Source organism: Enterococcus sp. CR-Ec1 (genome assembly GCF_002850555.1).
GTDB classification, from domain to species: Bacteria; Bacillota; Bacilli; order Lactobacillales; family Enterococcaceae; genus Enterococcus_D; species Enterococcus_D entomosocium.
Genome location: NZ_CP025223.1, coordinates 3,158,295 through 3,180,822, shown reverse-complemented (window position 1 = coordinate 3,180,822; position 22,528 = coordinate 3,158,295). Strand labels below are relative to the sequence as shown.

Annotated in this window: 20 protein-coding genes, 1 pseudogene and 1 other annotated feature; of the genes and pseudogenes, 14 read left to right on the top strand and 7 right to left on the bottom strand. The window is 44.6% G+C overall.

Annotated elements, in window-relative coordinates; all coding sequences use genetic code 11:
• Window positions 1–180 precede the first annotated feature (180 nt).
• The 6 genes and pseudogenes from CXM95_RS15130 to CXM95_RS15105 all read left to right on the top strand — a co-directional run bounded on the left by CXM95_RS15130 (window position 181) and on the right by CXM95_RS15105 (window position 5,853).
• Window positions 181–779 (top strand): annotated as a pseudogene (locus CXM95_RS15130) (MptD family putative ECF transporter S component).
• Window positions 776–1,477, top strand: coding sequence for an energy-coupling factor transporter transmembrane component T (locus tag CXM95_RS15125; protein WP_016612886.1), 702 nt, complete (start codon window positions 776–778; stop codon window positions 1,475–1,477). Before CXM95_RS15130 ends, CXM95_RS15125 begins: the two are co-directional and overlap by 4 nt.
• A complete protein-coding gene (locus CXM95_RS15120) occupies window positions 1,474–2,910 on the top strand; it encodes an ABC transporter ATP-binding protein (RefSeq protein WP_016612885.1) in 1,437 nt (478 codons plus the stop codon). The genes CXM95_RS15125 and CXM95_RS15120 overlap by 4 nt, the downstream gene beginning before the upstream one ends.
• Before the next feature lie 141 nt (window positions 2,911–3,051).
• Window positions 3,052–3,759 (top strand): response regulator transcription factor, encoded by a 708-nt coding sequence (locus CXM95_RS15115; protein WP_008379528.1) that lies wholly within the window; start codon window positions 3,052–3,054, stop codon window positions 3,757–3,759.
• The gene (locus CXM95_RS15110; protein ID WP_016612884.1) at window positions 3,749–5,107 is read left to right on the top strand and encodes a sensor histidine kinase; all 1,359 of its coding nucleotides are present in this window, start codon (window positions 3,749–3,751) and stop codon (window positions 5,105–5,107) included. The genes CXM95_RS15115 and CXM95_RS15110 overlap by 11 nt, the downstream gene beginning before the upstream one ends.
• 107 nt (window positions 5,108–5,214) lie before the next feature.
• Window positions 5,215–5,853 (top strand): PepSY domain-containing protein, encoded by a 639-nt coding sequence (locus tag CXM95_RS15105; protein ID WP_005233880.1) that lies wholly within the window; start codon window positions 5,215–5,217, stop codon window positions 5,851–5,853.
• Between the two features lie 68 nt (window positions 5,854–5,921).
• Here CXM95_RS15105 and CXM95_RS15100 read toward each other — a convergent pair whose 3' ends face one another.
• Both CXM95_RS15100 and CXM95_RS15095 read right to left on the bottom strand, forming a co-directional pair.
• The gene (locus CXM95_RS15100) at window positions 5,922–6,092 is read right to left on the bottom strand and encodes a hypothetical protein (RefSeq protein WP_008379536.1); all 171 of its coding nucleotides are present in this window, start codon (window positions 6,090–6,092) and stop codon (window positions 5,922–5,924) included.
• Window positions 6,093–6,182: 90 nt separating this feature from the next.
• The gene (locus CXM95_RS15095; RefSeq protein ID WP_008379539.1) at window positions 6,183–6,617 is read right to left on the bottom strand and encodes an acyl-CoA thioesterase; all 435 of its coding nucleotides are present in this window, start codon (window positions 6,615–6,617) and stop codon (window positions 6,183–6,185) included.
• A 189-nt stretch (window positions 6,618–6,806) separates the two neighbouring features.
• Window positions 6,807–7,011, top strand: a binding site (T-box leader).
• 403 nt (window positions 7,012–7,414) lie between these two features.
• On the opposite strand from CXM95_RS15095, the gene hisS reads away from it, so the two are divergent.
• From hisS to CXM95_RS15075, 4 genes are all read left to right on the top strand, one after another.
• A complete protein-coding gene (gene hisS, locus CXM95_RS15090; RefSeq protein WP_034872142.1) occupies window positions 7,415–8,713 on the top strand; it encodes a histidine--tRNA ligase in 1,299 nt (432 codons plus the stop codon).
• Window positions 8,714–8,724: 11 nt separating this feature from the next.
• On the top strand, window positions 8,725–10,500 hold the full coding sequence (gene aspS / locus CXM95_RS15085) for an aspartate--tRNA ligase (protein WP_016612881.1): 1,776 nt from the start codon (window positions 8,725–8,727) through the stop codon (window positions 10,498–10,500).
• A 156-nt stretch (window positions 10,501–10,656) separates the two neighbouring features.
• On the top strand, window positions 10,657–11,532 hold the full coding sequence (locus CXM95_RS15080) for a YitT family protein (protein ID WP_005233887.1): 876 nt from the start codon (window positions 10,657–10,659) through the stop codon (window positions 11,530–11,532).
• A 197-nt stretch (window positions 11,533–11,729) separates the two neighbouring features.
• On the top strand, window positions 11,730–13,598 hold the full coding sequence (locus CXM95_RS15075; protein WP_016612880.1) for an acyltransferase family protein: 1,869 nt from the start codon (window positions 11,730–11,732) through the stop codon (window positions 13,596–13,598).
• Between the two features lie 78 nt (window positions 13,599–13,676).
• Here the strand turns inward: CXM95_RS15075 and dhaL are convergent, their stop codons facing one another.
• From dhaL to CXM95_RS15055, 4 genes are all read right to left on the bottom strand, one after another.
• Complete coding sequence (gene dhaL, locus CXM95_RS15070) at window positions 13,677–14,282, bottom strand: dihydroxyacetone kinase subunit DhaL (protein ID WP_005233893.1); 606 nt, start codon at window positions 14,280–14,282, stop codon at window positions 13,677–13,679.
• Between the two features lie 14 nt (window positions 14,283–14,296).
• Entirely contained in the window at window positions 14,297–15,280 is a 984-nt protein-coding gene (gene dhaK, locus CXM95_RS15065; RefSeq protein ID WP_008379550.1) for a dihydroxyacetone kinase subunit DhaK, read from the bottom strand.
• Entirely contained in the window at window positions 15,277–15,681 is a 405-nt protein-coding gene (gene dhaM / locus CXM95_RS15060; RefSeq protein ID WP_005228160.1) for a dihydroxyacetone kinase phosphoryl donor subunit DhaM, read from the bottom strand. Before dhaM ends, dhaK begins: the two co-directional genes overlap by 4 nt.
• Before the next feature lie 201 nt (window positions 15,682–15,882).
• Entirely contained in the window at window positions 15,883–18,207 is a 2,325-nt protein-coding gene (locus CXM95_RS15055; protein WP_034872141.1) for an HAD-IC family P-type ATPase, read from the bottom strand.
• Window positions 18,208–18,466: 259 nt separating this feature from the next.
• On the opposite strand from CXM95_RS15055, the gene queG reads away from it, so the two are divergent.
• Complete coding sequence (queG, locus tag CXM95_RS15050; protein WP_034872140.1) at window positions 18,467–19,642, top strand: tRNA epoxyqueuosine(34) reductase QueG; 1,176 nt, start codon at window positions 18,467–18,469, stop codon at window positions 19,640–19,642.
• Between the two features lie 39 nt (window positions 19,643–19,681).
• Here the strand turns inward: queG and CXM95_RS15045 are convergent, their stop codons facing one another.
• On the bottom strand, window positions 19,682–20,038 hold the full coding sequence (locus tag CXM95_RS15045) for a hypothetical protein (protein ID WP_008379558.1): 357 nt from the start codon (window positions 20,036–20,038) through the stop codon (window positions 19,682–19,684).
• A gap of 164 nt (window positions 20,039–20,202) precedes the next feature.
• Here CXM95_RS15045 and CXM95_RS15040 point away from each other — a divergent pair, with 164 nt between their 5' ends.
• From CXM95_RS15040 to scrK, 3 genes are read left to right on the top strand one after another with little or no spacing between them, the layout of a single operon-like run.
• Window positions 20,203–21,078, top strand: coding sequence for an SPFH domain-containing protein (locus CXM95_RS15040; protein WP_008379560.1), 876 nt, complete (start codon window positions 20,203–20,205; stop codon window positions 21,076–21,078).
• A 3-nt stretch (window positions 21,079–21,081) separates the two neighbouring features.
• Window positions 21,082–21,579 (top strand): LURP-one-related/scramblase family protein, encoded by a 498-nt coding sequence (locus tag CXM95_RS15035; RefSeq protein WP_005233908.1) that lies wholly within the window; start codon window positions 21,082–21,084, stop codon window positions 21,577–21,579.
• A 19-nt stretch (window positions 21,580–21,598) separates the two neighbouring features.
• A complete protein-coding gene (gene scrK, locus CXM95_RS15030; RefSeq protein WP_002347415.1) occupies window positions 21,599–22,471 on the top strand; it encodes a fructokinase ScrK in 873 nt (290 codons plus the stop codon).
• The last annotated feature ends 57 nt before the right edge of the window (window positions 22,472–22,528 follow it).

The following is a 22,528-nucleotide window of genomic DNA, read 5'->3' as shown; positions in this document are numbered from 1 at the left end:
CCATTCAGAAGTCACGTCTGTTTGTTGGTTCTGTTCTAGAAGAAAATCGACTGTTGATAAGCATATCTCCCCATAAAAACGTCTGCTTTGTGCTATACTGAGGCTTTGTAAAAATAAGTTTGTACAAGCAAGCAGCAACGGTTTTTTCATTGATTGCTTGCAAGAAGGAGCGTATACGCAGTGAAAAAACTAAAGGTTCAAGATTTAATTGCAGTAGGGATCTATACAGCGATCTATTTTCTTTTAATGAGCGTCTGTCTATTGATTTTGCGTTTTGTGATCCCAGGTTTTCATAATTTATTTATTCCAGCAGTCACCGCTTTGTTTTCTGGCATTATCTATCTGATTTTATTGAATAAAGTACCGAAATTTGGCGCAATCACCATTATGGGTACCGTGGTAGGGCTCTTTTTTTGATTTCAGGACATTTTCCATTGGCCTTTTTACCCAATATGCTTTGTGCCTTAGTAGCTGATTTGATTCAATACAAAACAAAGCTCAAAGAGAACGTTCGCGTAATGGCGAGTTATATCGTCTTTAGTTTTGGCTTGATGGGCCCGATCTTGCCCCTGTGGTTTATGAAAAATGCCTATATCGATTCATTAGTGGCTCGCGGAAAAGATGAAACCTACATTGCCGGCGTGTTTGCTCATACCTCCAATGTGATGTTAGGGCTTTGTGCATTGGCCGTTTTGATTGGTGCGGTGGTTGGTTTAGGCATTGGCAGCCGCTTGATGGAAAAACATTTTCAACCAACGATCCAATCGCATAAAGGGTGAGGAATGTGTCGAAAACAAGGTTTGATCCCCGCAGCAAATTGGCGGTGATTCTCTTTGCTAGTTTTACTATGATGGTGTCCATTAGCTGGATCGATGAGTTTGTCTTTGTCACGTTCTTGCTGCTGCTATTTTTAGTCAGCGGCTTTTGGAAAAAAGGTCTGATGTTCTATGGCGTGTTTGTCTTGCTGACACTGGCAGATAGTTTTTTGTTTCGCCAAGGAAACCACCTATTGATCGTGTTGCTGGATTTCTTTTCCGTCGGTTATCGCCGCTTATTGCCAACGATCATGGCGGCGGCTTTTGCCATTAGTGGGACGAAGAACAGTGAGTGGATGGCGGCGTTGCAAAAAATGCACGTGCCCAATGTATTATTAGTCCCGCTGGCAGTCTTATTTCGTTTTTTTCCCACATTGGTACAAGATTTCAAAAGTATTCGCCAAGCGATGCGCTTTCGCGGCATCTCGCTGTCGGCAGGATCGATCTTGCTTCATCCACTGCAAAGTGCGGAGTATTTTTTGATCCCATTACTGATGTCGGCTGAAAAGACCGCAACCGAACTGTCGGCTACGGCGCTGGTTCGCGGGTTAGCATCAGAAACTCCCCATACCACCGTCCACGAACTGAAGCTGCGCTGGTGGGATGGCTTGGTCTTTTTAGCATTATGCGGCTTTATCGTGAAAAGGATGTGGCTTGGATGATCAGATTAGAACAAGTGTCAGTGAAGCGAGAAAATCGAACCGTATTATCTGAGCTTTCTTTGACGGTCGCAGCTGGGGAAGTCATCGTTTTGTGCGGCGCTAGCGGCAGCGGCAAATCGACCCTGCTCAATGTTGTGAATGGCTTGATCCCTGAGCTGTATCCCGCCGAAGTGCAAGGAAAGATCCGTGTCGGAGAAACAGACTTGCCAGTTGCCGATTTCTCCCATTATGCCCAGACGATTGGCGTCGTCTTTCAAAACCCCAAGACGCAATTTTTCACCACGGATGTCTATTCGGAGTTGGCTTTTTCGATGGAAAATGCGGGCGTCGCACCAGAAAACATTCGGCAGCGAATCACCGAAGTAGCACAGCAGTTTTCCCTGACCCCGTTGCTTGATGCTAGTGTCTTTGACCTATCTGGTGGAGAGAAGCAGCTGATTGCTCTCGCTGCAGCCACGATGTTGCCCCATGATGTGTTCTTATTGGATGAGCCTTCCAGTAATTTGGATCAAGAAGCGATCCAAAAGTTGACTCAAGGATTGGCTTCTTTAAAACAACAAGGGAAAACCATTGTGATCGCCGAACACCGCTTGGCGTATTTGGCGCCACTGGCAGATCGCTTCTGTCTATTAGAAGCAGGACGATTGCGGGCGTCTTATCCAGCAGCTCAGCTTTTGTCACTGCCCGAGGAGGCAATTCACGAGTTGGGATTGCGAAAAGTAGGCGAGGTGACATTGGCAGCCCAGCACTGCCGAGAATCTTTGCCAGAAAAGTCTGGATTAAGGGCAACGCATCTGCAGATCAAGCAATCGAAACGCTCAGCAAACAGCAGAAATTGGGCGCTTAACTTGCCTGAACTACAATTGCCGACGAAGCAAGCTGTGGGGATCGTTGGACCAAATGGTGCTGGCAAAAGTACGTTGGTGCAAGTCCTGTCAGGATTGAAAAAATGCCCAGAAGCAGTATTTGCCATCAATGGACAAAAGCGGACCCAAAAGCAGCTGCTGCAGGAAAGCTTTCTTGTGATGCAGGATGTCAACTTGCAGCTGTTTTTTGAAACGGTGGAAAAAGAGCTGCTGATCAAAGCCCAAAACCCAGCTCGTTTTGAAGAAATTGTCTCATTGTTGCACTTAACACCACTCCTTGCCCGACATCCGCAAAGCTTGTCAGGAGGGGAAAAACAACGAGTTGCCATCGGCAGTGCCCTGCTTTCTGGTAAACGCTTGTTGTTTTTCGATGAACCAACGAGTGGGTTAGATTTGCAGCAAATGGAAGAAGTCGCAAAACTGTTGCGAACAGTCGCTAAGGAAGTTGATTTATTAGCGGTGATCAGTCATGATCGTGAGTTTTTAGCTGAAACATGTCCTTACGTGCTTCAACTCCAACAAGGGGAACTCGTTGGCACGTATCAGCTAGCAAAAAATATGGAATAAATGAAAGACGGAGTGGACCTTGGTTCATGCCGTCTTTTTTTGTTGAACATGAAAAAATCTTCATGATTTTTTTCTTTCAATCAGTTAGGAAGTTTTGAAAAAATCCGTTATGATAGAAGCAAAACAGGAGGAGGAGTGCATATGGCCTTGAAGATCTTGCTAGTAGAAGACGAAGAAAGTTTAGCCAGTTTTATTCAGACCGAATTGACTTTTGAGGGATATGACACGGTCTGGGCCAAAGATGGGCAAGAGGCATTGACCTTGTTCAATCAGCAAGCAAATGCCTTTGATCTGATTTTATTGGATTGGATGCTGCCAATCTATGACGGCATCACAGTGGCGCGGCGGATACGCAAAGAAAGCGACATCCCGATTTTGATGATGACCGCCAGAAATCAAACCGCCGATGTGGTGACGGGGCTTGATGTCGGATTAGATGATTATTTAACGAAACCTTTTGAAATCGAAGAACTGTTTGCCAGAATTCGGGTGATCGAGCGGCGGTTGCAACGAGAAGCCAAACAACAAAAGAACCAGCAAAACCAATTAGTGGCGGGGGAGTTGATGATGGACATTGCCAAGCACTTGGTTCAGGTTGCCGGTGAAACCATTGAGTTGACGCCCAAAGAGTTTGGGATTTTATATGAATTAATGAAAGAGCCGGAAGTCGTCAAAACCAGAGATGACCTATTGAATGAGATTTGGGGTTATGAATACGACGGTCAAACGAATGTTGTAGATGTCTATATCCGTACACTGCGGAACAAGCTGGATGTTTGCGGCAAAGGCAAAATGATCGCAACCGTTCGAGGATTAGGCTATGTCTTGAGGACCGACCATGAAGAATAAGTCAGTCAACCAACGTAGAAAAACAGCCCAGTTTCAATTGACGAGCCGCTTTTCCTTGATACTCTTTGGTCTGCTGATTCTCTTCAATCTGCTGTTTATTTTATTATCCGTAGGTTATTTGTTTGAACATATCGAAAATCGTGCCAACAACATTCTTGAAGCCATCGAAAAAGGCGAGGCATCAGGGGATACCTGGGACACTCTCGTCAATGCCTATGTTTCGGCAGATGAAGAAGACGCCCTGCAAGTGATCTTAGCCGATGGCAGTGTCGTTTCATCAGAAGATGCGGAAGAGATTTTTGCCGATATCAATCAAGGACGAGTGATGCCATTTCTCGAAGACATCGTTTTTACAGAGGATGGCATCTATTACACGAAAACCCAAGAAGTCGATGGGGATCAGGTGACGATCGCTATCAATGGGGAGGATAGTGTGGAATTAGCCTATGGTCTCTTTATGATCAGCAGTTTCTTGAATCTGATCGCTGTTGTGGTGGGCAGCCTGCTGATTTATTGGAGTGTCGGGAAATGGAGTCAGAAACTTACCGGCATGGCGCAAGAAATTGCTGCCATTGAACAAAGCCGACAAGGAGAATTGTCAGTGTCTGAAGAACCCATCGAGATTCGTTCGGTGGCCTTGGCTTTCAATAAATTGTTGAAAGAACAGCGTGAGACGATCGAACGGGAAAAACGATTCGTTGCCGATGCTTCCCATGAGCTGCGCACACCTTTGGCTGCGATTCGCGGACATGTCCAATTGATCCAGCGGCGTGGAACCAAACATCCCGAAGTCATTCCTTCCTCGATGGCATTTATTGACAAAGAGTCGAAGCGTTTGGAAACATTGAGCAATCAATTGCTAGACCTAGAAAAAAATCAATCCCAAGAAGAAATGACCCTTGTTAATGTTTCCCAGATCGTCCGAGAAGAGTGTGAAAAACAAGCGACGATCGTTCCGCAATCGATTGAATATTTTGTGGAGAACCAATGTATGAAGCGAGGACATAAACGTGACTTCCAGCAAATCATCCAAAACCTGTTAGAAAATGCCGCGAAGTATTCGCCTGTTGATCAGCCGATTCATGTGACCTTGACACAAGAGCAAAGGCAGTTGTCTTTAACCGTCGCCGATTTTGGCATTGGGATTCCCGATGACAAGAAAGCCTTGATTTTTGAACGGTTCTATCGGGTAGAAGATTCTCGTTCTAGCCAGATTGCCGGTTCAGGCATTGGGCTTTCACTGGTAAAACAGCTGGCAGACAAATATCATGCCAAAATCACCGTGATAGACAATCAACCGCAAGGCAGTATCTTTAAACTTGCCTTTCCAAATGAAAGAGAAAGATGAAGATTTTTTTAGATTTTCTTCAAGCAATTTTGATTCTTTTTCTTTGGGAACTTGTTATTCTAAATATATAGAAAAAAGGAATACACAAACAATTGGAGGAATGAAACATGAAAAAAACAACTATTTTATTCGGAATTGCCGCATTAGGGTTATTGGCAGGATGTACACAAAACAACACGGGAAATTCAGAACCTGCGCAAAACAGCAGCTCAAGCACAGCAGTTGCCTCATCAAGTGAAACAACCTCATCACAAGCAGCGGACAGCTCTTCAAGCAGTGCAGCGATCGCCAATGGGGGCTTGCCTACCGTGACCGTAGAAGAAGCGATCCAAGTATTCCAAGACAAATACCCAGATGCAGCGATCACTTCGATTGATTTGGATACTTCTTTTGGCAATTACTTCTACCAAGTAGAAGGCGTGGATGACACGAATGAGTTTGAATTAAAGATCGATGCAGAAACCAAAGAAACTTCTGAAGAAAGAACGGAAAAATTGGATGCCGATGAACAAAACGGTGTCAAAAAAGATGCCGATCAATTGGACCTAACCAACTTGCTTTCATTGGAAGAAATTTCTGATATCGCCGTGAAAGAAGCTGGCGGTGGTCAAGCAACAGATTGGTCCTTAGACAAAGAAATGAATGTAACCTATTGGGAAGTCAAAGTAGAAGATGGCAACAAACAAACAGATGTGAAAATCAATGCCCAAACAGGTGAAGTACTTGAAACAGAATTGGATGACTAATCCTTTTACGCAGTAAAAAAGATAAGCCGCTATCGTCTATGCGCAAAAGACGATAACGGCTTATTTCTTTACGTATGCTGTTTGACTTCAGTTAACGGTTTGACGCGACCACCAATTTTATCTGCAAATGCTTCGGACTGCTTCCGATCTTCAAAGACCCATAACTTGTCTGGAATTTTTTCACGAGTGCGACGACCATCTTTGCCAATGTAACCATGCAAAACTTTAATCACGTACATCGCCATCATCCTTCCCTGAAATTACTTTTGATTATACGAAAGCCGTTTCAAAAAGCAAGGATTTTGTCTTAAATGAGTGATCAGAATTGATTATTCTCCTGACAGGGCAGCATAATCAGCAAATCGTTGATGGATTTCAGGAAAACTACGCTTCAGCTGCACGATGCGATTGGTCTCTTTTGCTAAAAAACAATGCTTTGAAGTCCCCGTCGTAGCCAACTGACCATCGCTAGTTTTGTAGATCTCATAGCGAAAATCCAAACGCGTGCCCGTATATTTGTCGACCAAAACATCGATTCGCACCTCATCTTCGTAACGAATCATCGTTTTGTATTGCGCACTGACTTCCAGCACAGGAACGATCAAGCCAGCTTCTTCGATGGTATGATATGGTAAATCCAAAAACGCCAGTAATTCCACGCGGGCCTCTTCAAACCAGCGGATATAATTGGCGTGATGGATGATCGCCATTTGATCGGTCTCATAGTAGTGTGGTTGACGGATATAGCCTGAATATAAAGACATAAAAACAGCTCCTTTCATAGAAACAAAACCTTCGTTATTCAGCATAACGCAAAAAGAAAGAAAAGCAAACAGAAGGAGAACTTCTTTGCGTTGATCACTAGAGAAAACGCTACTGGAAAGCAGCGGAGTGAAAAAGACAGTGAAACACCTTGACTTTTTCATAGCTTTCTTGTAGTTTATAGATAATATCAAAAATCAGTGAAGGATCGAGTACTTTATTCTATTCCTTAAAAGAGAAAACTGCCCCGGCTGAAAGCAGTTTAGGACGTGTAAAGGAAAGACAATCTGGAGATGAACAGAAGAAAAGCTGTTCCGTGACCGAGCGTTAATCGAGAGGAGAAGAACATTTCTCGAATTTAGGTGGTACCGCGTGTAATCAAAACTCGCCCTTGTATAAAAAAACAAGGGCGAGTTTTTTGCTGTGAATCACTATGATTGGCTTGCGGAGCAAGACAGAATAGATGATGAACAGTACTAGGCGACCACAGGGAGCGTAGTAACCATACTAGGAATCACTGGGGTTGGCTTGCGGAGCAAGACAGAATAGATGATGAACAGTACTAGGCGACCCTAGGGAGCGTAATAACCGTACTAGGAATCACTGGGATTGTCTTTTGGAGCAAGACAGAATAGATGATGACCAGCAGCAACCAACCACTAAAAGCGCAATAACCCAAAAGCCAAACACGAGAACAACCCACCCACATCAATGAGCAACAAGCAATAGGTGAATAAGCAAACAAGCAATGAAAGCAAAGAACATGGGCAACCATGAAACAAATAGGAGGATGCATACGATGAGTTACCAACGTCCAAAAGGAACCAACGATATTTTGCCAGGAGAATCCGAAAAATGGCAATTTGTGGAAGAAACAGCACGTTTAGTGTTTCGCGATTACCAATTCAACGAAATTCGGACACCGATTTTTGAGCACTTTGAAGTGATCGCCCGCAGTGTCGGGGACACAACGGATATCGTTTCAAAAGAAATGTATGATTTCTACGATAAAGGAGAGCGTCATGTGACGTTGCGTCCAGAAGGCACCGCACCGATCGCTCGTTCTTATGTCGAAAACAAACTATTCGGACCAGAACATACGAAGCCTTATAAAGTGTTTTACATGGGACCAATGTTCCGTTATGAACGTCCGCAAAAAGGCCGTTTGCGTCAATTCCACCAAATCGGTGTCGAAGTTTTCGGTTCAGCAAATCCAGCGACCGATGTTGAGACAATGGCGATGGCAATGGATTTTTATCGTCAATTAGGACTGAGTCAATTGCGCTTGGTCATCAATTCATTAGGTGACAAAGAGACACGCCAAAACTATCGTCAAGCGTTGATCGATTATCTAGCGCCCCATGAAGCGGAGCTTAGTGAGGATTCAAAACGCCGCTTGCATGAGAATCCTTTGCGGGTCCTTGACAGCAAAGACAAGCGAGACCAAAAATTTGTGGCAGATGCGCCATCGATCTTAGACTACTTAACGCCAGATGCCAAGGCACATTTTGAAACCGTAACGAGTATGCTGGATGCGTTGGAGATCCCTTATGAGGTCGATTCGAATATGGTGCGTGGTCTGGATTATTATACCCACACGATTTTTGAGATCATGAGTGATGCACCAAAAATGGGGGCGCAAGCCACCATCTGTGCCGGCGGTCGTTACAATCATTTAGTGGAAGAGCTAGGTGGACCAGAAACACCTGGTTTTGGTTTTGCTTTGGGGATCGAACGTTTATTGATCACTATGGAAGCCGAAGAAGTTGTGATTCCTGCTTTGAATGAGTTAGATGCGTATGTGGTTGGTCTGGGACAAGAAACCAATTTAGAAGCGCTGAAAGTCGTGCAAGCGATCCGTAATTTCGGCTTTTCTGCCGATCGTGATTTCATGGATCGTAAAGCCAAAGCCCAGTTCAAATCTGCTGATAAACAAGGGGCACGGTTGGTTCTGACTCTAGGCGAAACAGAATTAGCAGAACAAGTGATCAATATCAAATCCATGGCAAGCCGTGAAGAAAAACAATTTCCGTTAGCGGATCTTTATGCCCGCTTCGATGAGATCTACGATGAAATGACAACCAAAATGTTTGAGTGAGGAGAAAAAGAATGACAAAACGTACAGTATATTGCGGGTTAGTAAATGAGACCCATTTAAACCAGACAGTGACACTAAAAGGCTGGGTGCAAAAGCGCCGTGACTTAGGTGGCGTGATTTTTATTGACTTGCGCGACCGGGAAGGGATCGTGCAAATCGTCTTCAATCCTGAGGTTTCGAAAGAAGCCTGGGAAATCGCGGACAAATGCCGCAGCGAATATGTATTAGAAGTAACAGGTCAAGTAATCAATCGTGCACCAGAAGCCATCAATCCGAAAATGGTGACAGGTGCCTATGAAGTGATGATCAGCGAAATCACGATTTTAAACACTGCAAAAACACCAGCCTTTTTGATTGAAGATGATCAAACCGTTGGCGACGAGATTCGCATGAAATACCGTTATTTAGACTTGCGTCGTCCAAAAATGACGAACAACATCGTGATGCGGGCGAAAACGACGCAAGCGATCCGCAATTTCTTAGACACGAACGAGTTCTTGGATATCGAAACACCTTATCTAGGAAAATCAACACCAGAGGGCGCGCGGGATTATTTGGTTCCTTCACGGATCTATCCAGGTCATTTCTATGCGTTGCCGCAATCACCACAAATTTTTAAACAGTTATTGATGGGCGCCGGCTTCGATCGCTACTATCAAATCGTACGTTGCTTCCGTGACGAAGATTTGCGGGGCGACCGTCAACCAGAATTTACCCAAGTCGATATCGAAACCTCTTTCTTGACGGCAGAAGAAATCCAAACCTATACGGAAGAGCTATTGGCAAAAGTGATGCGAGAAGTCAAAGGCATCGAAGTTACCTTGCCATTCCCACGGATGACCTATGATGAGGCAATGGGACGCTACGGCAGTGACAAACCAGATACACGGTTTGACATGGAGCTTATCGACTTATCAGAAGTTGTGAAAGACGTTGATTTTAAAGTCTTCCAAATGGCTCTTGAAAAAGGCGGCGTTGTGAAAGTCTTGAACGCCAAAGGGGCTGCAGACAAATACTCAAGAAAAGACATGGACAATCTAGGCCATTACGCTGGCCAATTTGGTGCCAAAGGATTGGCATGGGTCAAAGTTGAAGAAGATGGATTGAAAGGACCGATCGCTAAATTCTTGACGGAAGCAACCGACGCGATTATTGCAGCAGCCAATGCGGAAGTTGGCGATATTCTGATGTTTGGTGCCGATTCCTTTGAGATCGTTTCAGCGACGTTAGGTGCGATCCGTAATAAATTAGGAAAAGAATTAGGCTTGATCGACGAGAGCAAATTCAACTTCCTATGGGTTACTGACTGGCCGCAATTTGAATACGATGAAGAAGCAGGTCGCTATGTTTCTGCTCACCATCCGTTCACATTGCCAAAAGAAAGCGATCTGCCGTTGTTAACGACAGACCCTTCAAAAGTCTATGCGCAAGCCTACGATATCGTGCTAAACGGTTACGAGCTAGGTGGCGGATCATTGCGTATCCATACACGGGAAGTGCAAGAGCAAATGTTTGAAGCGCTAGGCTTCTCACGTCGCGAGATGCAAAATCAATTTGGCTTCTTATTGGATGCTTTGGATTATGGTTTCCCACCACATGGCGGCATCGCCCTTGGGTTAGACCGATTAGTCATGCTCTTGGCTGGTGAAGAAAACATTCGCGAAGTCATTGCCTTCCCTAAAAATGGGAAAGCGGCTGATCCAATGTCACAAGCGCCAAGTACCGTTTCGCCAATGCAACTGTTTGACTTGAGCATTGATGTAACAACGGTTGAAGAAAACGAATAAGCGTTAAACCCATGATGAAATGAGTGATGAAATAGAAATTGGTGAATGAATGAAAAAAGTTCATGAGAATTCACCCATTTCTTTCATTGCTCGTTTCTTTTTTTATGTGCTGAAGTATAATAAAGGCAAATCAAAAAAGTGAGGCTATGAAATGCAATGACTCCTCTGTTTAAATGGCTCCCTCATCCGGAATATGCCAACAAACTTTCATTCTCGATCGTGTACGCACTGCTGGCATCGATTGCGGTCAATTTTTTCTATCAGCCGGGCAATATTTATTCCAGCGGCATTACCGGTGTCGCTCAGATCATTACTACGATCTCAAGAGAATGGATCGGGTTTTATATCCCCTTATCTCTTGCGCTATTATTGTTGAATGTGCCATTATTTTTTCTTGGCTGGTTTAAGATCGGCCACAAATTTACGATCTTTACTGGAATCACTGTTTTATTGACATCCTTATTCGTGCAAATTTTGCCAGAAGAAACCGTCACGACGGACCCGATGATCTGTGCGATTTTCGGTGGTGCCATCAATGGAGTGGGGATCGGCTATGCCTTGAAGAATGGTCTTTCTTCCGGAGGGCTGGATTTTGTCAGCATTGCCATCCGCAAACGGACAGGGAAGACGATCGGCTCGATATCGATTTTCTTTAACATTGTTATTTTGTTCGCCGCCGGAATCTTGTTTGGCTGGCAATATGCGTTGTATAGTGCAATCGCGATTTTTGTCAGTGGAAAAGTGACGGATGCGGTCTTTACGAAGCAAAAGAAAATGCAGGTGACGATCATCACTCGCAACCCAGAAGAAGTCATTCAAACGATCCAAAAACATATGCGGCGAGGCATTACCATCATCAATGAAGCCGAAGGAGCCTACAAGCATGACAAACAAACGGTTTTGCTGACGGTAGTCACACGCTTTGAACTGCCGATGCTGCGCAGTGCTATGAAAGAAGCCGATCCAAAAGCCTTTGTTAGTATTGCGGAAAATGTCCAGATTTTGGGTCGATTTTATGAAGAAGAACTGTAAAAAAGGAGTTGGAAAAGTATTTCTTTATAGAAGTAATTTTTTTTCGCCAAAAATTAATTTTTTTGAAATATAGCAGATGTTGCTAGCTTTATATGGGGGATTTCTGGTAAATTATGAGAGTATGGAATCAATAGCGTTCATGCTGAAATTGTTTTTTTATGAAACAATTGGATCAATTAGAGAAAAGTGGTTGAAAAATGAATAAACGTTTAAGCACAAGCCGCTATATTACCGGGTTTGACGGCATTCGAACCTTGGCAGTCATCGGCGTTATTTTATATCATTTACTACCTACTCATATGCGAGGCGGGTATTTAGGAGTTCCAGTATTCTTTGTCGTATCAGGTTATTTAATCACTGACTTGCTGAGGCAAGAGTGGGATCAAAACGGCAAAATCAAAGTCAAAGATTTTTATATTCGGCGGATGAAACGGCTCTATCCAGGAATGGTGGTGATGCTGCTTATCTCAGCAGCGTATATCACTTTGTTCCAGCGAAACCTGCTGAATAATTTGCGCGGGGTTTTTGTTAGCTCGCTGCTGTATTACAACAACTGGTGGCAGATCAATCATGGGTTATCCTATTTTGATCGGTTCGGCAATGAATCCCCCTTTACCCATCTGTGGTCACTGGCTGTGGAGGGACAGAACTATCTGATTTGGCCTTTAGTGTTTATTTTGTTGATGAAAATCGGCAAGCAGAGGCATCGCGCCTTTAAATTTACTGCCGCAGTCACGATTTTATCGGCAATTCTGTTAGCGGTCCTTTACACACCAGGCGCTGATCCGACACGGGTCTATTATGGAACAGATACGCGGCTCTTTTCGATCTGGATGGGGAGTGCCTTAGCATTCATTTGGCCAAGTACCCACTTGAAGAAAGAGATACCGCAAAAAGCCAAACGGGTCTTAAATATCTCTGGTTTTGCTTCCTTGGCTGGTCTGATCGCAGCGTTCTTTTTCTTAGATGATCATTTGACCTTTGTCTATTATGGCGGCATGTTCTTGATCAGTATCCTATGTACGATTCTTGTGGCAGTCACCGCTCATCCCGGAGCCAGTTTGAATCGTGTATTGAGTAATCCGATTTTCAGTTATATCGGCAAGCGCAGTTATGGGATCTATTTGTATCAATTTCCAGTGATGATTTTTTACGAAGCAAAAGTGGGAAATATCGGTGAGAACGTGCTGATGCACACGTTAGTGGAACTATTCTTGATCTTGTTTATCAGTGAATTGTCCTATCGGTTTATCGAAAACCCAATGCGTAAATTCCAGTACAAAGATACATTCAGAACGGTCCGCGGTTGGTTCAGTAAACCAATTTTTAGTTGGAAAAAACCGTGGTTAGTGCCCAGCTTACTCATTACCCTCGTTGCTTTGTTTGGCGTCGTGACTGCACCGACGAATTATGTCGATGCCCAGCAGCAGCAGTTGAAAGACAACATTGCTGCCAATAAAAAAGCGGCAGAGCAATCGCAAAAGAATGCGAATGCTGAAGGAAATGAAGCGGATGATGAGGCGAACACGAGTGAAGATGAAAAAAATATCATGGAAAAGTATGATTTAACAGCAGCCCAAGTGAAAAAAGCGGAATCTCTTGAAATCACGGCTTTTGGTGATTCTGTGATGCTGGATGCAACGGCTGACTTGAAAGAAGTCTTTACCCAAGCGGTAGTTGATGGGGATGTTGGGCGCCAACTGTATGCGAGCCCTGAATTGATCAAAGACTTGAAAGAAAAAAATCTTTTGCGGGATACCGTCCTTGTGGGGCTAGGGACGAATGGTTCCTTTACAGAAGCCCAATTTGACAGCTTTATGAACGAGATCGGTGATCGCAAAGTCTACTGGATCAATGTACGGGTACCGACACAGCGTTGGCAAAATGAAGTCAATCGGATGTTGGAGCGCATGGCGGAAAAATACGACAATATGACCTTGATCGATTGGTATGATTTGAGTAATGATCAAGAGTCCTGGTTCTATGAAGATCGGGTCCATCCAAATCCAGATGGCATGGATCAATACGTGAAGCTAGTTGCCCAAACGATTTTACAAGATGAATAAACAAGAAAAAGACAAACCTTATGCAATCATAAGGTTTGTCTTTTGTCTTAAACGGTATTTTGTAAGAGCATCGTTTTTTTAATCCTTTTCTATCACCGTTAACAAAGACTCAAATAAAATCGCACTAGAAGCCGATCCGGGATCGATATGACCGATGGCACGTTCACCAACATAAGAGGCACGGCCTTTTTTAGCCACTAGTTCTTTGGTATGCTCTTTCGCTGCTTCGATCGTGTCTTTGGTCAATTCACCTTTTTTCAAGGCTTCTGCGACAGGTTGCCACACATCGACCATCGTTTTGTCTTCAAACTCAGCTTTTCCCCGCATTTTGATGCCGGTCAAGCCTTCTTCAACGATCGTACCTAATTGTTCAAAGGAGTCGATTGTTTCTAGTTCCTTCGTTGCTTTGGTCATATTCATAAACGCCGAACCATAAAGGGGACCCGAAGCTCCGCCGACTTTTGAGATCATTGCCATCGAGAAGACTTTAAAGGTATCACTGATCGTCGTTGGCTGTTGTTTGGCATAAGCTTCTTGATAAGCGGCTACGCCGCGTGCCATATTGTTGCCATGGTCACCGTCGCCGATCGGTGTATCTAAATCGCTTAAATAGGCCTTGTTTGCTTCGATTTCTTTCGTGAAGGTATCTAACCATGCTTGCACCGTTTCTGTTGTCAATTGCATCTCTATTCGCTCCTTTACCAGGCTATTGTTGTGACGGCTTCATTTAACGCATCGGTGTGATCCGTTTCGCTGAAGTCGATCAAGGTCAGTGAAAGTCCCTGCATATCGATGGAAGTCATGAAATTGCCGACTTTATGGAAGGAGACAGGGATGTCTTTTTCTGCGAGTAATTTCGCGACATCATTGGCAAAAACGAATAACTCCATTTGCGGCGTACCACCCATACCGTTGATCAAGACACCGACTTTTTCTGGGGTCTTTTCATAATCCGCCAAGATTTTTTCCACCAACTCTTTTGCTAGTTCACGTGAGGGTTTCAGTTTTTCTCGACGGTAACCAGGTTCGCCGTGGATACCCACGCCATACTCGATCTCATCATCGGCTAAGTCAAAACCTGGTTTCCCAACTTCAGGAACTGTTGCCGCTTTTAATGCGACCCCAATGGTTTTGATCGATGCAACCAAGGCATCGCCCAGTGTTTTTAATTCACTTAAGCTGGCACCATTACGAGCAGCTGCGCCTAAAATCTTGTGGACTAAGACCGTACCGGCAACTCCTCGTTTCCCAGCAGTATAGGTGCTATTTTCAACAGCGATATCATCATCAACGACCACGATCTCCGTTGTGATCTCTTCCATTTCTGCCATATCTTTGGCCATCTCAAAGTTCAAGATATCGCCAGTATAGTTTTTGACGATCAACAAGACGCCTTGTCCTTGATCAGAATCTTGGATAGCCGTCAAAATCTGGTCGGGGGTAGGGGAGGTGAAGACATCGCCTAAAACGGCGGCGCTAAGCATCCCATCACCGACAAAGCCAGCATGGGCCGGCTCATGTCCGCTCCCACCGCCAGAAACAAGACCGACTTGTTCTTTTTGATTATTCTTAGCGATCACCCGTGAGTCGGCGACTTGATGGACCAGTTCAGGATAACTGCCTACGATACCAGCCAACATTTCTTCTACGATCATTGAGGGATCATTAATGATTTTTTTCATGCTTCATGCCATCCTTTCTCGGCTGCTTTTTTTGCTTCTGCAACGATTTGCGCCAAATCATCACTAAAACCAGCGGTGATTGCTGCAGCAAAGGCACCTTCCACCAGCGGCGCGTCGATCAGGTGATAGCGTTCTTGTTGCTGAGGTTCCAGCATGTCGTAAGCAAGTTCGGCATTCAAAACGGCACTGCCTAGATCGGCAAAGACTAAGATCAGTTCAGCATCTGCGGATTCGTTGACGGCATCCACGATTTTCGTGGCGTCAGAACCCAGCTCTCCTTCTGCTGTCCCGCCTAAAGAATAGATCGTGACTGACTCGCCATCAGCCATTTCTTCGATCATCTGTTTTAATCCTTCGGTGAGTTGCTGACTGTGAGAAACGAGTAAAATACTTTTTTTCATCCAATTTCACCAACACTTTCTGATTAAATTTGGCTGTTCAACAAGATGGCTTTTGGTAAAATGATAGCTTTCCTGTTGAAACCGCCTACAGGTTCAGTATACCAAATTTCTTTCTTCTTGTATGGTTGCACCTATGGAGAGGACAAAAAAACAGCATCGTCTTTCTGGACAAAGCAAGAAAGAGCGATGCTGCAAAATCAATTAGGATTGTTTAACGAGCACTTTGGCTGAAAAGCGCTTCGTTAGGAAAGAAAGCCCCACGTACAGGCAGATGTTCAATGCCATCATGCCAAGGAAGTAAGGCAATGTTACGGCGGTCAAGAAACCGACTTCCAGCAATCCGTGGAAAAGCATTGCTGCGACATAGATCCCCACGGTAGTGGTAATCGCTAAGAACAATCGCAATGGATTTAATGGCAAGCAAGCGCGAATCACAGCGATACAGCTGATCCCGATCAACAAATAGTACAACAAGGTCGTCGTATCAAATTGCGACCAACCGTAGTCGGTTTGTAAAAAGCGGATCGCAAAGTAATTGACTAACACCAACAAGGCATTTGGCAACGCATTGAGCAAGACTGTCGGCAAGTAACGACCTTTGATCGGTGCTTTGTTTTCTTCAAAGGAAAGGAAGAAAGATGGATAACCTTCAATTGCTAAGTCGATCAATGTGATTTGGATCGGCAAGAACGGAAAGGCGCTGGATGTCAGGATACAAACCAAAGAGAGCAAGAAGCTGTAAATCGTCTTGATAAAGAAGATTCCCGACGCTTTGGTCACGTTATTGACGACGCGGCGTCCTTCAAATAAAACATCTGGCAACGTAGTAAAGTCAGAATCCAATAAGACAAAGTTAGCGATTTGACGAGCCGCACTGTCGCCAGCAGCCATTGCAATGCTGACGTCGGCTTCCCGTAGTGCCAACACATCGTTGACGCCATCACCCGTCATGGCAACGGTCCGTTGATTGGCTTTTAATTCTTGAACGAGTAGTTTCTTTTGTTCAGGAGTCACACGACCAAAGACCGTATAGCGTGTCGCAGCTTCTCGGACTTCTGCTTCGGTCGTTAAGGTAGAAAGATCGATGGCTTGATCGGCATTCGCTAGGCCTGCACGATGGGCGATCGCTGCGACTGCTATTGGATTATCGCCAGAGATCACTTTTAGATCGATGCCTTGATCCGCTAAGTAAGCCAAGGTTTCTTCTGCGTTTTGGCGGATGATATCGGATAAAATCAAGACAGCCACCGCTTGTGCGTTGGTTGGGTCAAAGGATGTCGGCGTTTTTGGATCAGTTTCTACGGCTAAAATCAACACCCGTAGACCAGCTTCTTGCGCTTCTATGACTTGCGGCAAGGCAGCAGAGCCGGCGACTTTTTCAGGTGCACCAAGATAGACATTTCCTAGATGTTCAAAAGCCACAGCACCCCATTTGCGCTGTGAAGAAAAGGCAGCGACGTCGATCGGCTGATGATCCGTTAGCTCAGGACAGCCTTGACGCAATGCTTGCATCGTCAAATTGTTATCCGTACTGGCTGCCAAATAATTCCCTAAGAGCATGTTAGGGTCGCTGTCGGCTTGGAGAGGAACGATCGATTCGAGAACCATATGGCCTTCCGTCAACGTCCCCGTCTTATCCAGACAAAGGGTATCGACATGCGCTAAGGTTTCAACGGCATACATGTCTTGGACCAAAATCCGTTTTTTTGCCAATTTAATGACACCTGTCGTCAAGGCGATACTGATCAGCAGGACAAGTCCTTTTGGTAACATTCCTAATAAGGCAGCGGCAGAAACGACGACGGATTCCTTGATCCCAGCATCTCGCATCATAAAGGCTTGGAAGAACAAAATCACCCCTAAAGGAACGATTACATAGCTGGTGAATTTGGATACACTACGGATCGAAGCAAGCAGCTCAGAGCGGATCGGTTTGTGGACCTTCGCCTCATTGCTTAGTTTTGCTGCATAGTTTTCTGCACCGACATGAAGGACTGTTCCTGTCACTTCACCGCTGACGATGAAACTTCCTGAGAGTAAGGAAGCACCTGCTTCTTTGACAACCAGATCGGCTTCACCAGTCAGCATCGCTTCATTGACTTCGACTAGTCCAGAAAGCACCGTCATATCAGCGGGGATTTGGTCCCCAGCACCAAGAATAACTACGTCCTCTAAGACCAATTCTTTGGCTGAAATCTCATGGATTTGGGCATCTCGAATCACTCGTACCGTTTGCGGTGAAACAAGTGAGAGTTTTTTTACTAAATTACGCGCGTGCAATTCTTGGCTGATCCCAATGGTGATATTCACAAAAATAATCGCTAAGTAGAACATGTTGGAATAGGCGCCTACGGCAAATAAAAAAACGCCAATCAATAGATTGAGAAAATTGAATAATGTCAGTAAATTGTCTTTGATGATCGCAGCAGTTGATTTACTGGTTTTTGTTTCATAATCATTGTGCAACCCCTCTTGGGTTTTCTTGGCGACTTCTGCTGCAGTCAAGCCGGTGGGTAATTGAGTCATAAGCATCTCCATTTCATTTGTTCATTTCTTTCTAATTCCTTTATCTAGTCTAGCATTCGAAAAAGGCAATGCAATCGTTGCGAGGAAAATAACGATAAAATTAATTAAAATCTTAAACAATCAACACGTGTTCTTTTAAAGAAAGAAAAAAACGGGGGGAACAAACCGCACCATCGACTTTTTTCAGGTGCTTACGTATAATAGGGGAAGAGAAAAAGCCGAGAAGCAGATGCTTAGCGGACAAAAGAGGGTAGCGTGCATGTCTTTAAAAGAAAAAATTATTGCAGAAAGCAAGCGGCTTGGCATCGACAAGATCGGGTTTGCTTCAGCGGAGCCGTTTTTGGCATTGGAGCCTTCCTTGCGGGAACAAAAAGCCAAAGGTCATACGTCTGGTTTTGAGCATCCCGTGATCGAAGAGCGTATCTATCCTGAACGGACATTTGAAAATCCGCAAACGATCATTGCGATCGCTTTAGCTTATCCGACAAAAATCAAAGAGAAAGTCCCGCGGGATGAAAAACGCGGCATGTTTGCCCGTGCCTCGTGGGGCATCGATTACCATGATATTTTGCGAGAACGATTGGATCGCTTGATCGCCTTTATCAAAGAACAAGCGCAAACGATGGAAGAACAAGTCGAATGGCGTTTCGCACCGCAAGTCGATACAGGGGAATTGGTGGATGTGGCGGCAGCGCAGCGGGCGGGTCTTGGCTTTATCGGTCGTAATGGCTTGCTGATTACGGAAGAATTTGGTTCGTTTGTTTATCTAGGGGAGATCGTCACTAATATCTCTCTTGAACCAGATGAAGAAGTCCCGTTTGGTTGTGGGGATTGCATGCGTTGTGTGACGGCTTGCCCCACCAAAGCGTTATTGGGCGATGGTCGAATGAATGCCCAGCGCTGTTTGTCCTATCAAACCCAGACGAAGGGTATGATGCCAGAAGAGTACCGCAAAAAGATGCATAACGTGATTTACGGCTGCGATATTTGTCAGCTGGTCTGCCCTTATAATCGGGGGAAAGACTTCCATTTTCATCAAGAGATGGAGCCTGAAGTCGATACCGTTTATCCAAAACTGCAACCGATGCTGTCTTTATCAAACAAAGCCTTCAAGGCACAATTTGGCCATCTATCTGGCTCTTGGCGGGGGAAAAAACCGTTGCAGCGTAATGCCATCATCGCCTTAGCCAATGTAGGGGATCGCAGTGCCTTGCCAGCGATTTGGCGCTGTGCGACAGAAGACGTGCGCCCAGTGATTCGAGGAACGGCTTATTGGGCCATTGGCCAGTTGGGCGTCAAAGAACCAGAAATGTGGTTAGAGCGACTGCAACGGTGTGCAGAGTTAGAACCCGAAGAAGAGGCGCTACAAGAATTGCAGCCTGCCATCGAACGATTGCAAGCAGTCATTACCAAAAAGCAGGAAAAAGAGCTATAAAAAAAGCAAAACGAGCCCGGGGCCGTTTTGCTTTTTTATTTAATCTAGTACGTCATCACTTTCAACGATTTCTTCTGAATCCAGTTCAAAATCAGGTGCTGGATGCACACGTTCAGGCAGTTCCATTTCTAACTCGCCGTCTTCTGTATACTGATTGTCGGTATCGGCAACGTCAATTAAAATTTCTTCAGGAAGCTCTTGTTCTAGACGATAGCCTTCTGCATGACGCGCATCGAGTAATTCCAAAAGATGTTGCCACTCGTCTTTCGAGATCACTACAACGTCAATGCCGTCTTTGTTTTGTACCTCCACAACAGAGGAAAGATCGGTGCCGACCGTTTTAATGATCGATTCCAACGACCATTTACTCGTTTCTAAGTCAATTTTTTGTGCCATAAGAATTACTCCTTTTTGTGAAAAATTTTGTCCTACCTTAATTGTAACGGGAAAGTTGCAGAAAACAAAATAGCTTGATTGGGAATCGTCGCTGATATGCGCAAGAACATTTGCACAGCGGCTTTAACCAAGGTAAGATAAGAGCAAGAAGGGAAGGAATAAAAATGACAGAAAAACAGACATTTCATGTGAATGGGTATTTAGCACTGGTTGTGCTAATCGGGTTATTAGTTGGCGGCGGTTATTTGTTTTATCATGGGTTCGTAAATGAGAGCGTTCTCGAAATCGTTCTCAGTATTCTTTTATGGATCGTTTCGTTTCTTTTCCTTAGTTCGTTAACGATCGTACAACCCAACCAAGCCAAAGCGATCCTCTTTTTTGGACAATATTTAGGAACCATTAAAGACAACGGCTTGTTTGTGACAACCCCATTAACCCAAAAAATCAATGTTTCATTGAAAGTCCGCAACTTTAACAGTTCGCTGTTGAAGGTCAATGATTCAGACGGAAACCCGATCGAGATCTCGGCAGTGGTGGTATTTAAAGTTGTAGATACCGCTAAAGCATTGTTTGATGTCGATTATTACCAAGACTTCATTGAGATCCAAAGTGAAACAGCGATTCGTCATATTGCGACGCAATACCCTTATGACACGTTCAATGACGATGATCTGACGTTGCGAGGCAATACAAGTGAAGTCTCGGAGGAGCTGGCAAAAGAATTGCAGGAACGATTAGCTGTTGCTGGGGTCGAAGTCATAGAGACCCGCTTAAATCACCTCGCGTATGCGACTGAGATCGCTAGTGCGATGCTGCAGCGCCAACAAGCTAAAGCAATTTTATCAGCACGGCAAATCATTGTTGAAGGGGCCGTCTCCATGACACAAATGGCGTTAGAACAAATCGAAGACGGACAGGACATCAATTTCACAGATGACCGCAAAGTCCAACTGATCAATAATTTATTGGTGTCGATCATTACCGATAAAGGCACTCAGCCGGTGATCAATACGGGCGATGTCAAAGAGAAAGGAGTGTAGCATTTGAAGAAACTTTACATCAAACAGAAGGTTTTCAGCATTGGCGAAAAATTTACCGTGACCGATGACTTACAAAACCCTCGCTATTATGTCGAAGGCAGTTTTTTTAAGATCCCGAAAAGTTTTACGATCTTCAATGAGCAGCAGCGACCGATCGCGGAGATCACCAAAAAAGTGTTCAGTTTATTACCAAAATTTTTTGTGGAAGTCCACGGCCAAGAAGCGATCGTTTTAGAAAAACATTTCACATTTTTTAAAGCCCGCTATTCCATCAGTGCAGAAGGCATCGATGTGGATGGCAATTGGTGGGATATGGATTTTGTGGTCAACCGCAACGGCAAGCGGATCGCAGAGATCCACAAAAAATGGATCTCTTGGGGCGATACCTATGAAGTTGTGATCTATGAAGAAGATCTAGATGACCTGATCATTGCATTAGTGGTAGCCATCGATCGCGTCAAAGCAGATGATGCCGCAGCATCAAGTTCAGCAAGTAGTTAGAAAAAAAGGAGCGATGTGCATGTTATACGGTTCGATTGAAGCAGGCGGCACAAAATTTGTGTGTGCCATTGGCGATGAAGAAATGACGATCAAGGAAAGAGTGAGCTTTCCGACAACGACACCTGAGGAAACAATGCCTTTAGTCATTGATTTCTTCAAACAATACCAAGCAGATTTAGCAGGGATTGGGATTGGCTCATTTGGGCCCATCGATATCCATCGCGATTCTGCCACTTATGGGTACATTACCTCAACCCCGAAATTGGCATGGCAAAATTTTGATTTCATCGGTACCATGAAAAAAGAATTTCCGATCCCTATTTCTTGGACAACAGATGTCAATGCGGCTGCCTATGGTGAGTATGTCTTCGGCAGTGGCAAAGGATTGAGTAGTGTCGTTTACTACACGATCGGTACAGGTGTTGGCGGCGGTGCCTTACAAGAAGGGCGCTTTATCGAAGGATTTAGTCATCCAGAAATGGGGCATATGCTCGTCGTCCCTCATCCAAAAGATGACTTTGCTGGCAGCTGTCCATTTCATGGCAACTGTTTAGAAGGGATGGCCGCTGGGCCAGCCATCGAAAAACGCTTAGGGAAAAAAGGACAAGAGGTTGCAGAAGATGATCCTTATTGGGAGATCGAAGCCTCCTATATTGCTCAATGTGCCTACAATACAACCTTGATGTTTTCTCCAGATGTGATCATTTTTGGCGGTGGAGTGATGAAACAGCGCCATATGCTGCAAAACGTCCACGACGCATTTGCAAAATTGGTCAATGGGTATGTCGAAACGCCTGAGTTAAGCAAATATATCGTGACCCCAGCATTGGAAGACAACGCTGGAACCCTCGGTTGTTTGGCATTGGCTCGAGAAGCGGTCTTACATTCATAAATAAAAAAAGATCATACTCTTTGGGTATGGTCTTTTTTTGCAGCGTATCAGTGGCGC

What these genes read in the sequence shown, in the direction of transcription:
- CXM95_RS15105 (WP_005233880.1), top strand. Translation starts at nt 5,215, where the DNA reads ATGAAAAAAACAACTATTTTATTCGGAATTGCCGCATTAGGGTTATTG.
- CXM95_RS15040 (WP_008379560.1), top strand. Translation starts at nt 20,203, where the DNA reads ATGACAGAAAAACAGACATTTCATGTGAATGGGTATTTAGCACTGGTT.
- CXM95_RS15075 (WP_016612880.1), top strand. Translation starts at nt 11,730, where the DNA reads ATGAATAAACGTTTAAGCACAAGCCGCTATATTACCGGGTTTGACGGC.
- CXM95_RS15095 (WP_008379539.1), bottom strand. Translation starts at nt 6,617, where the DNA reads ATGTCTTTATATTCAGGCTATATCCGTCAACCACACTACTATGAGACC.
- CXM95_RS15110 (WP_016612884.1), top strand. Translation starts at nt 3,749, where the DNA reads ATGAAGAATAAGTCAGTCAACCAACGTAGAAAAACAGCCCAGTTTCAA.
- queG (WP_034872140.1), top strand. Translation starts at nt 18,467, where the DNA reads ATGTCTTTAAAAGAAAAAATTATTGCAGAAAGCAAGCGGCTTGGCATC.
- CXM95_RS15115 (WP_008379528.1), top strand. Translation starts at nt 3,052, where the DNA reads ATGGCCTTGAAGATCTTGCTAGTAGAAGACGAAGAAAGTTTAGCCAGT.
- dhaM (WP_005228160.1), bottom strand. Translation starts at nt 15,681, where the DNA reads ATGAAAAAAAGTATTTTACTCGTTTCTCACAGTCAGCAACTCACCGAA.
- aspS (WP_016612881.1), top strand. Translation starts at nt 8,725, where the DNA reads ATGACAAAACGTACAGTATATTGCGGGTTAGTAAATGAGACCCATTTA.
- CXM95_RS15120 (WP_016612885.1), top strand. Translation starts at nt 1,474, where the DNA reads ATGATCAGATTAGAACAAGTGTCAGTGAAGCGAGAAAATCGAACCGTA.
- CXM95_RS15080 (WP_005233887.1), top strand. Translation starts at nt 10,657, where the DNA reads ATGACTCCTCTGTTTAAATGGCTCCCTCATCCGGAATATGCCAACAAA.
- CXM95_RS15045 (WP_008379558.1), bottom strand. Translation starts at nt 20,038, where the DNA reads ATGGCACAAAAAATTGACTTAGAAACGAGTAAATGGTCGTTGGAATCG.
- CXM95_RS15100 (WP_008379536.1), bottom strand. Translation starts at nt 6,092, where the DNA reads ATGTACGTGATTAAAGTTTTGCATGGTTACATTGGCAAAGATGGTCGT.
- hisS (WP_034872142.1), top strand. Translation starts at nt 7,415, where the DNA reads ATGAGTTACCAACGTCCAAAAGGAACCAACGATATTTTGCCAGGAGAA.
- scrK (WP_002347415.1), top strand. Translation starts at nt 21,599, where the DNA reads ATGTTATACGGTTCGATTGAAGCAGGCGGCACAAAATTTGTGTGTGCC.
- dhaL (WP_005233893.1), bottom strand. Translation starts at nt 14,282, where the DNA reads ATGCAATTGACAACAGAAACGGTGCAAGCATGGTTAGATACCTTCACG.
- dhaK (WP_008379550.1), bottom strand. Translation starts at nt 15,280, where the DNA reads ATGAAAAAAATCATTAATGATCCCTCAATGATCGTAGAAGAAATGTTG.
- CXM95_RS15055 (WP_034872141.1), bottom strand. Translation starts at nt 18,207, where the DNA reads ATGACTCAATTACCCACCGGCTTGACTGCAGCAGAAGTCGCCAAGAAA.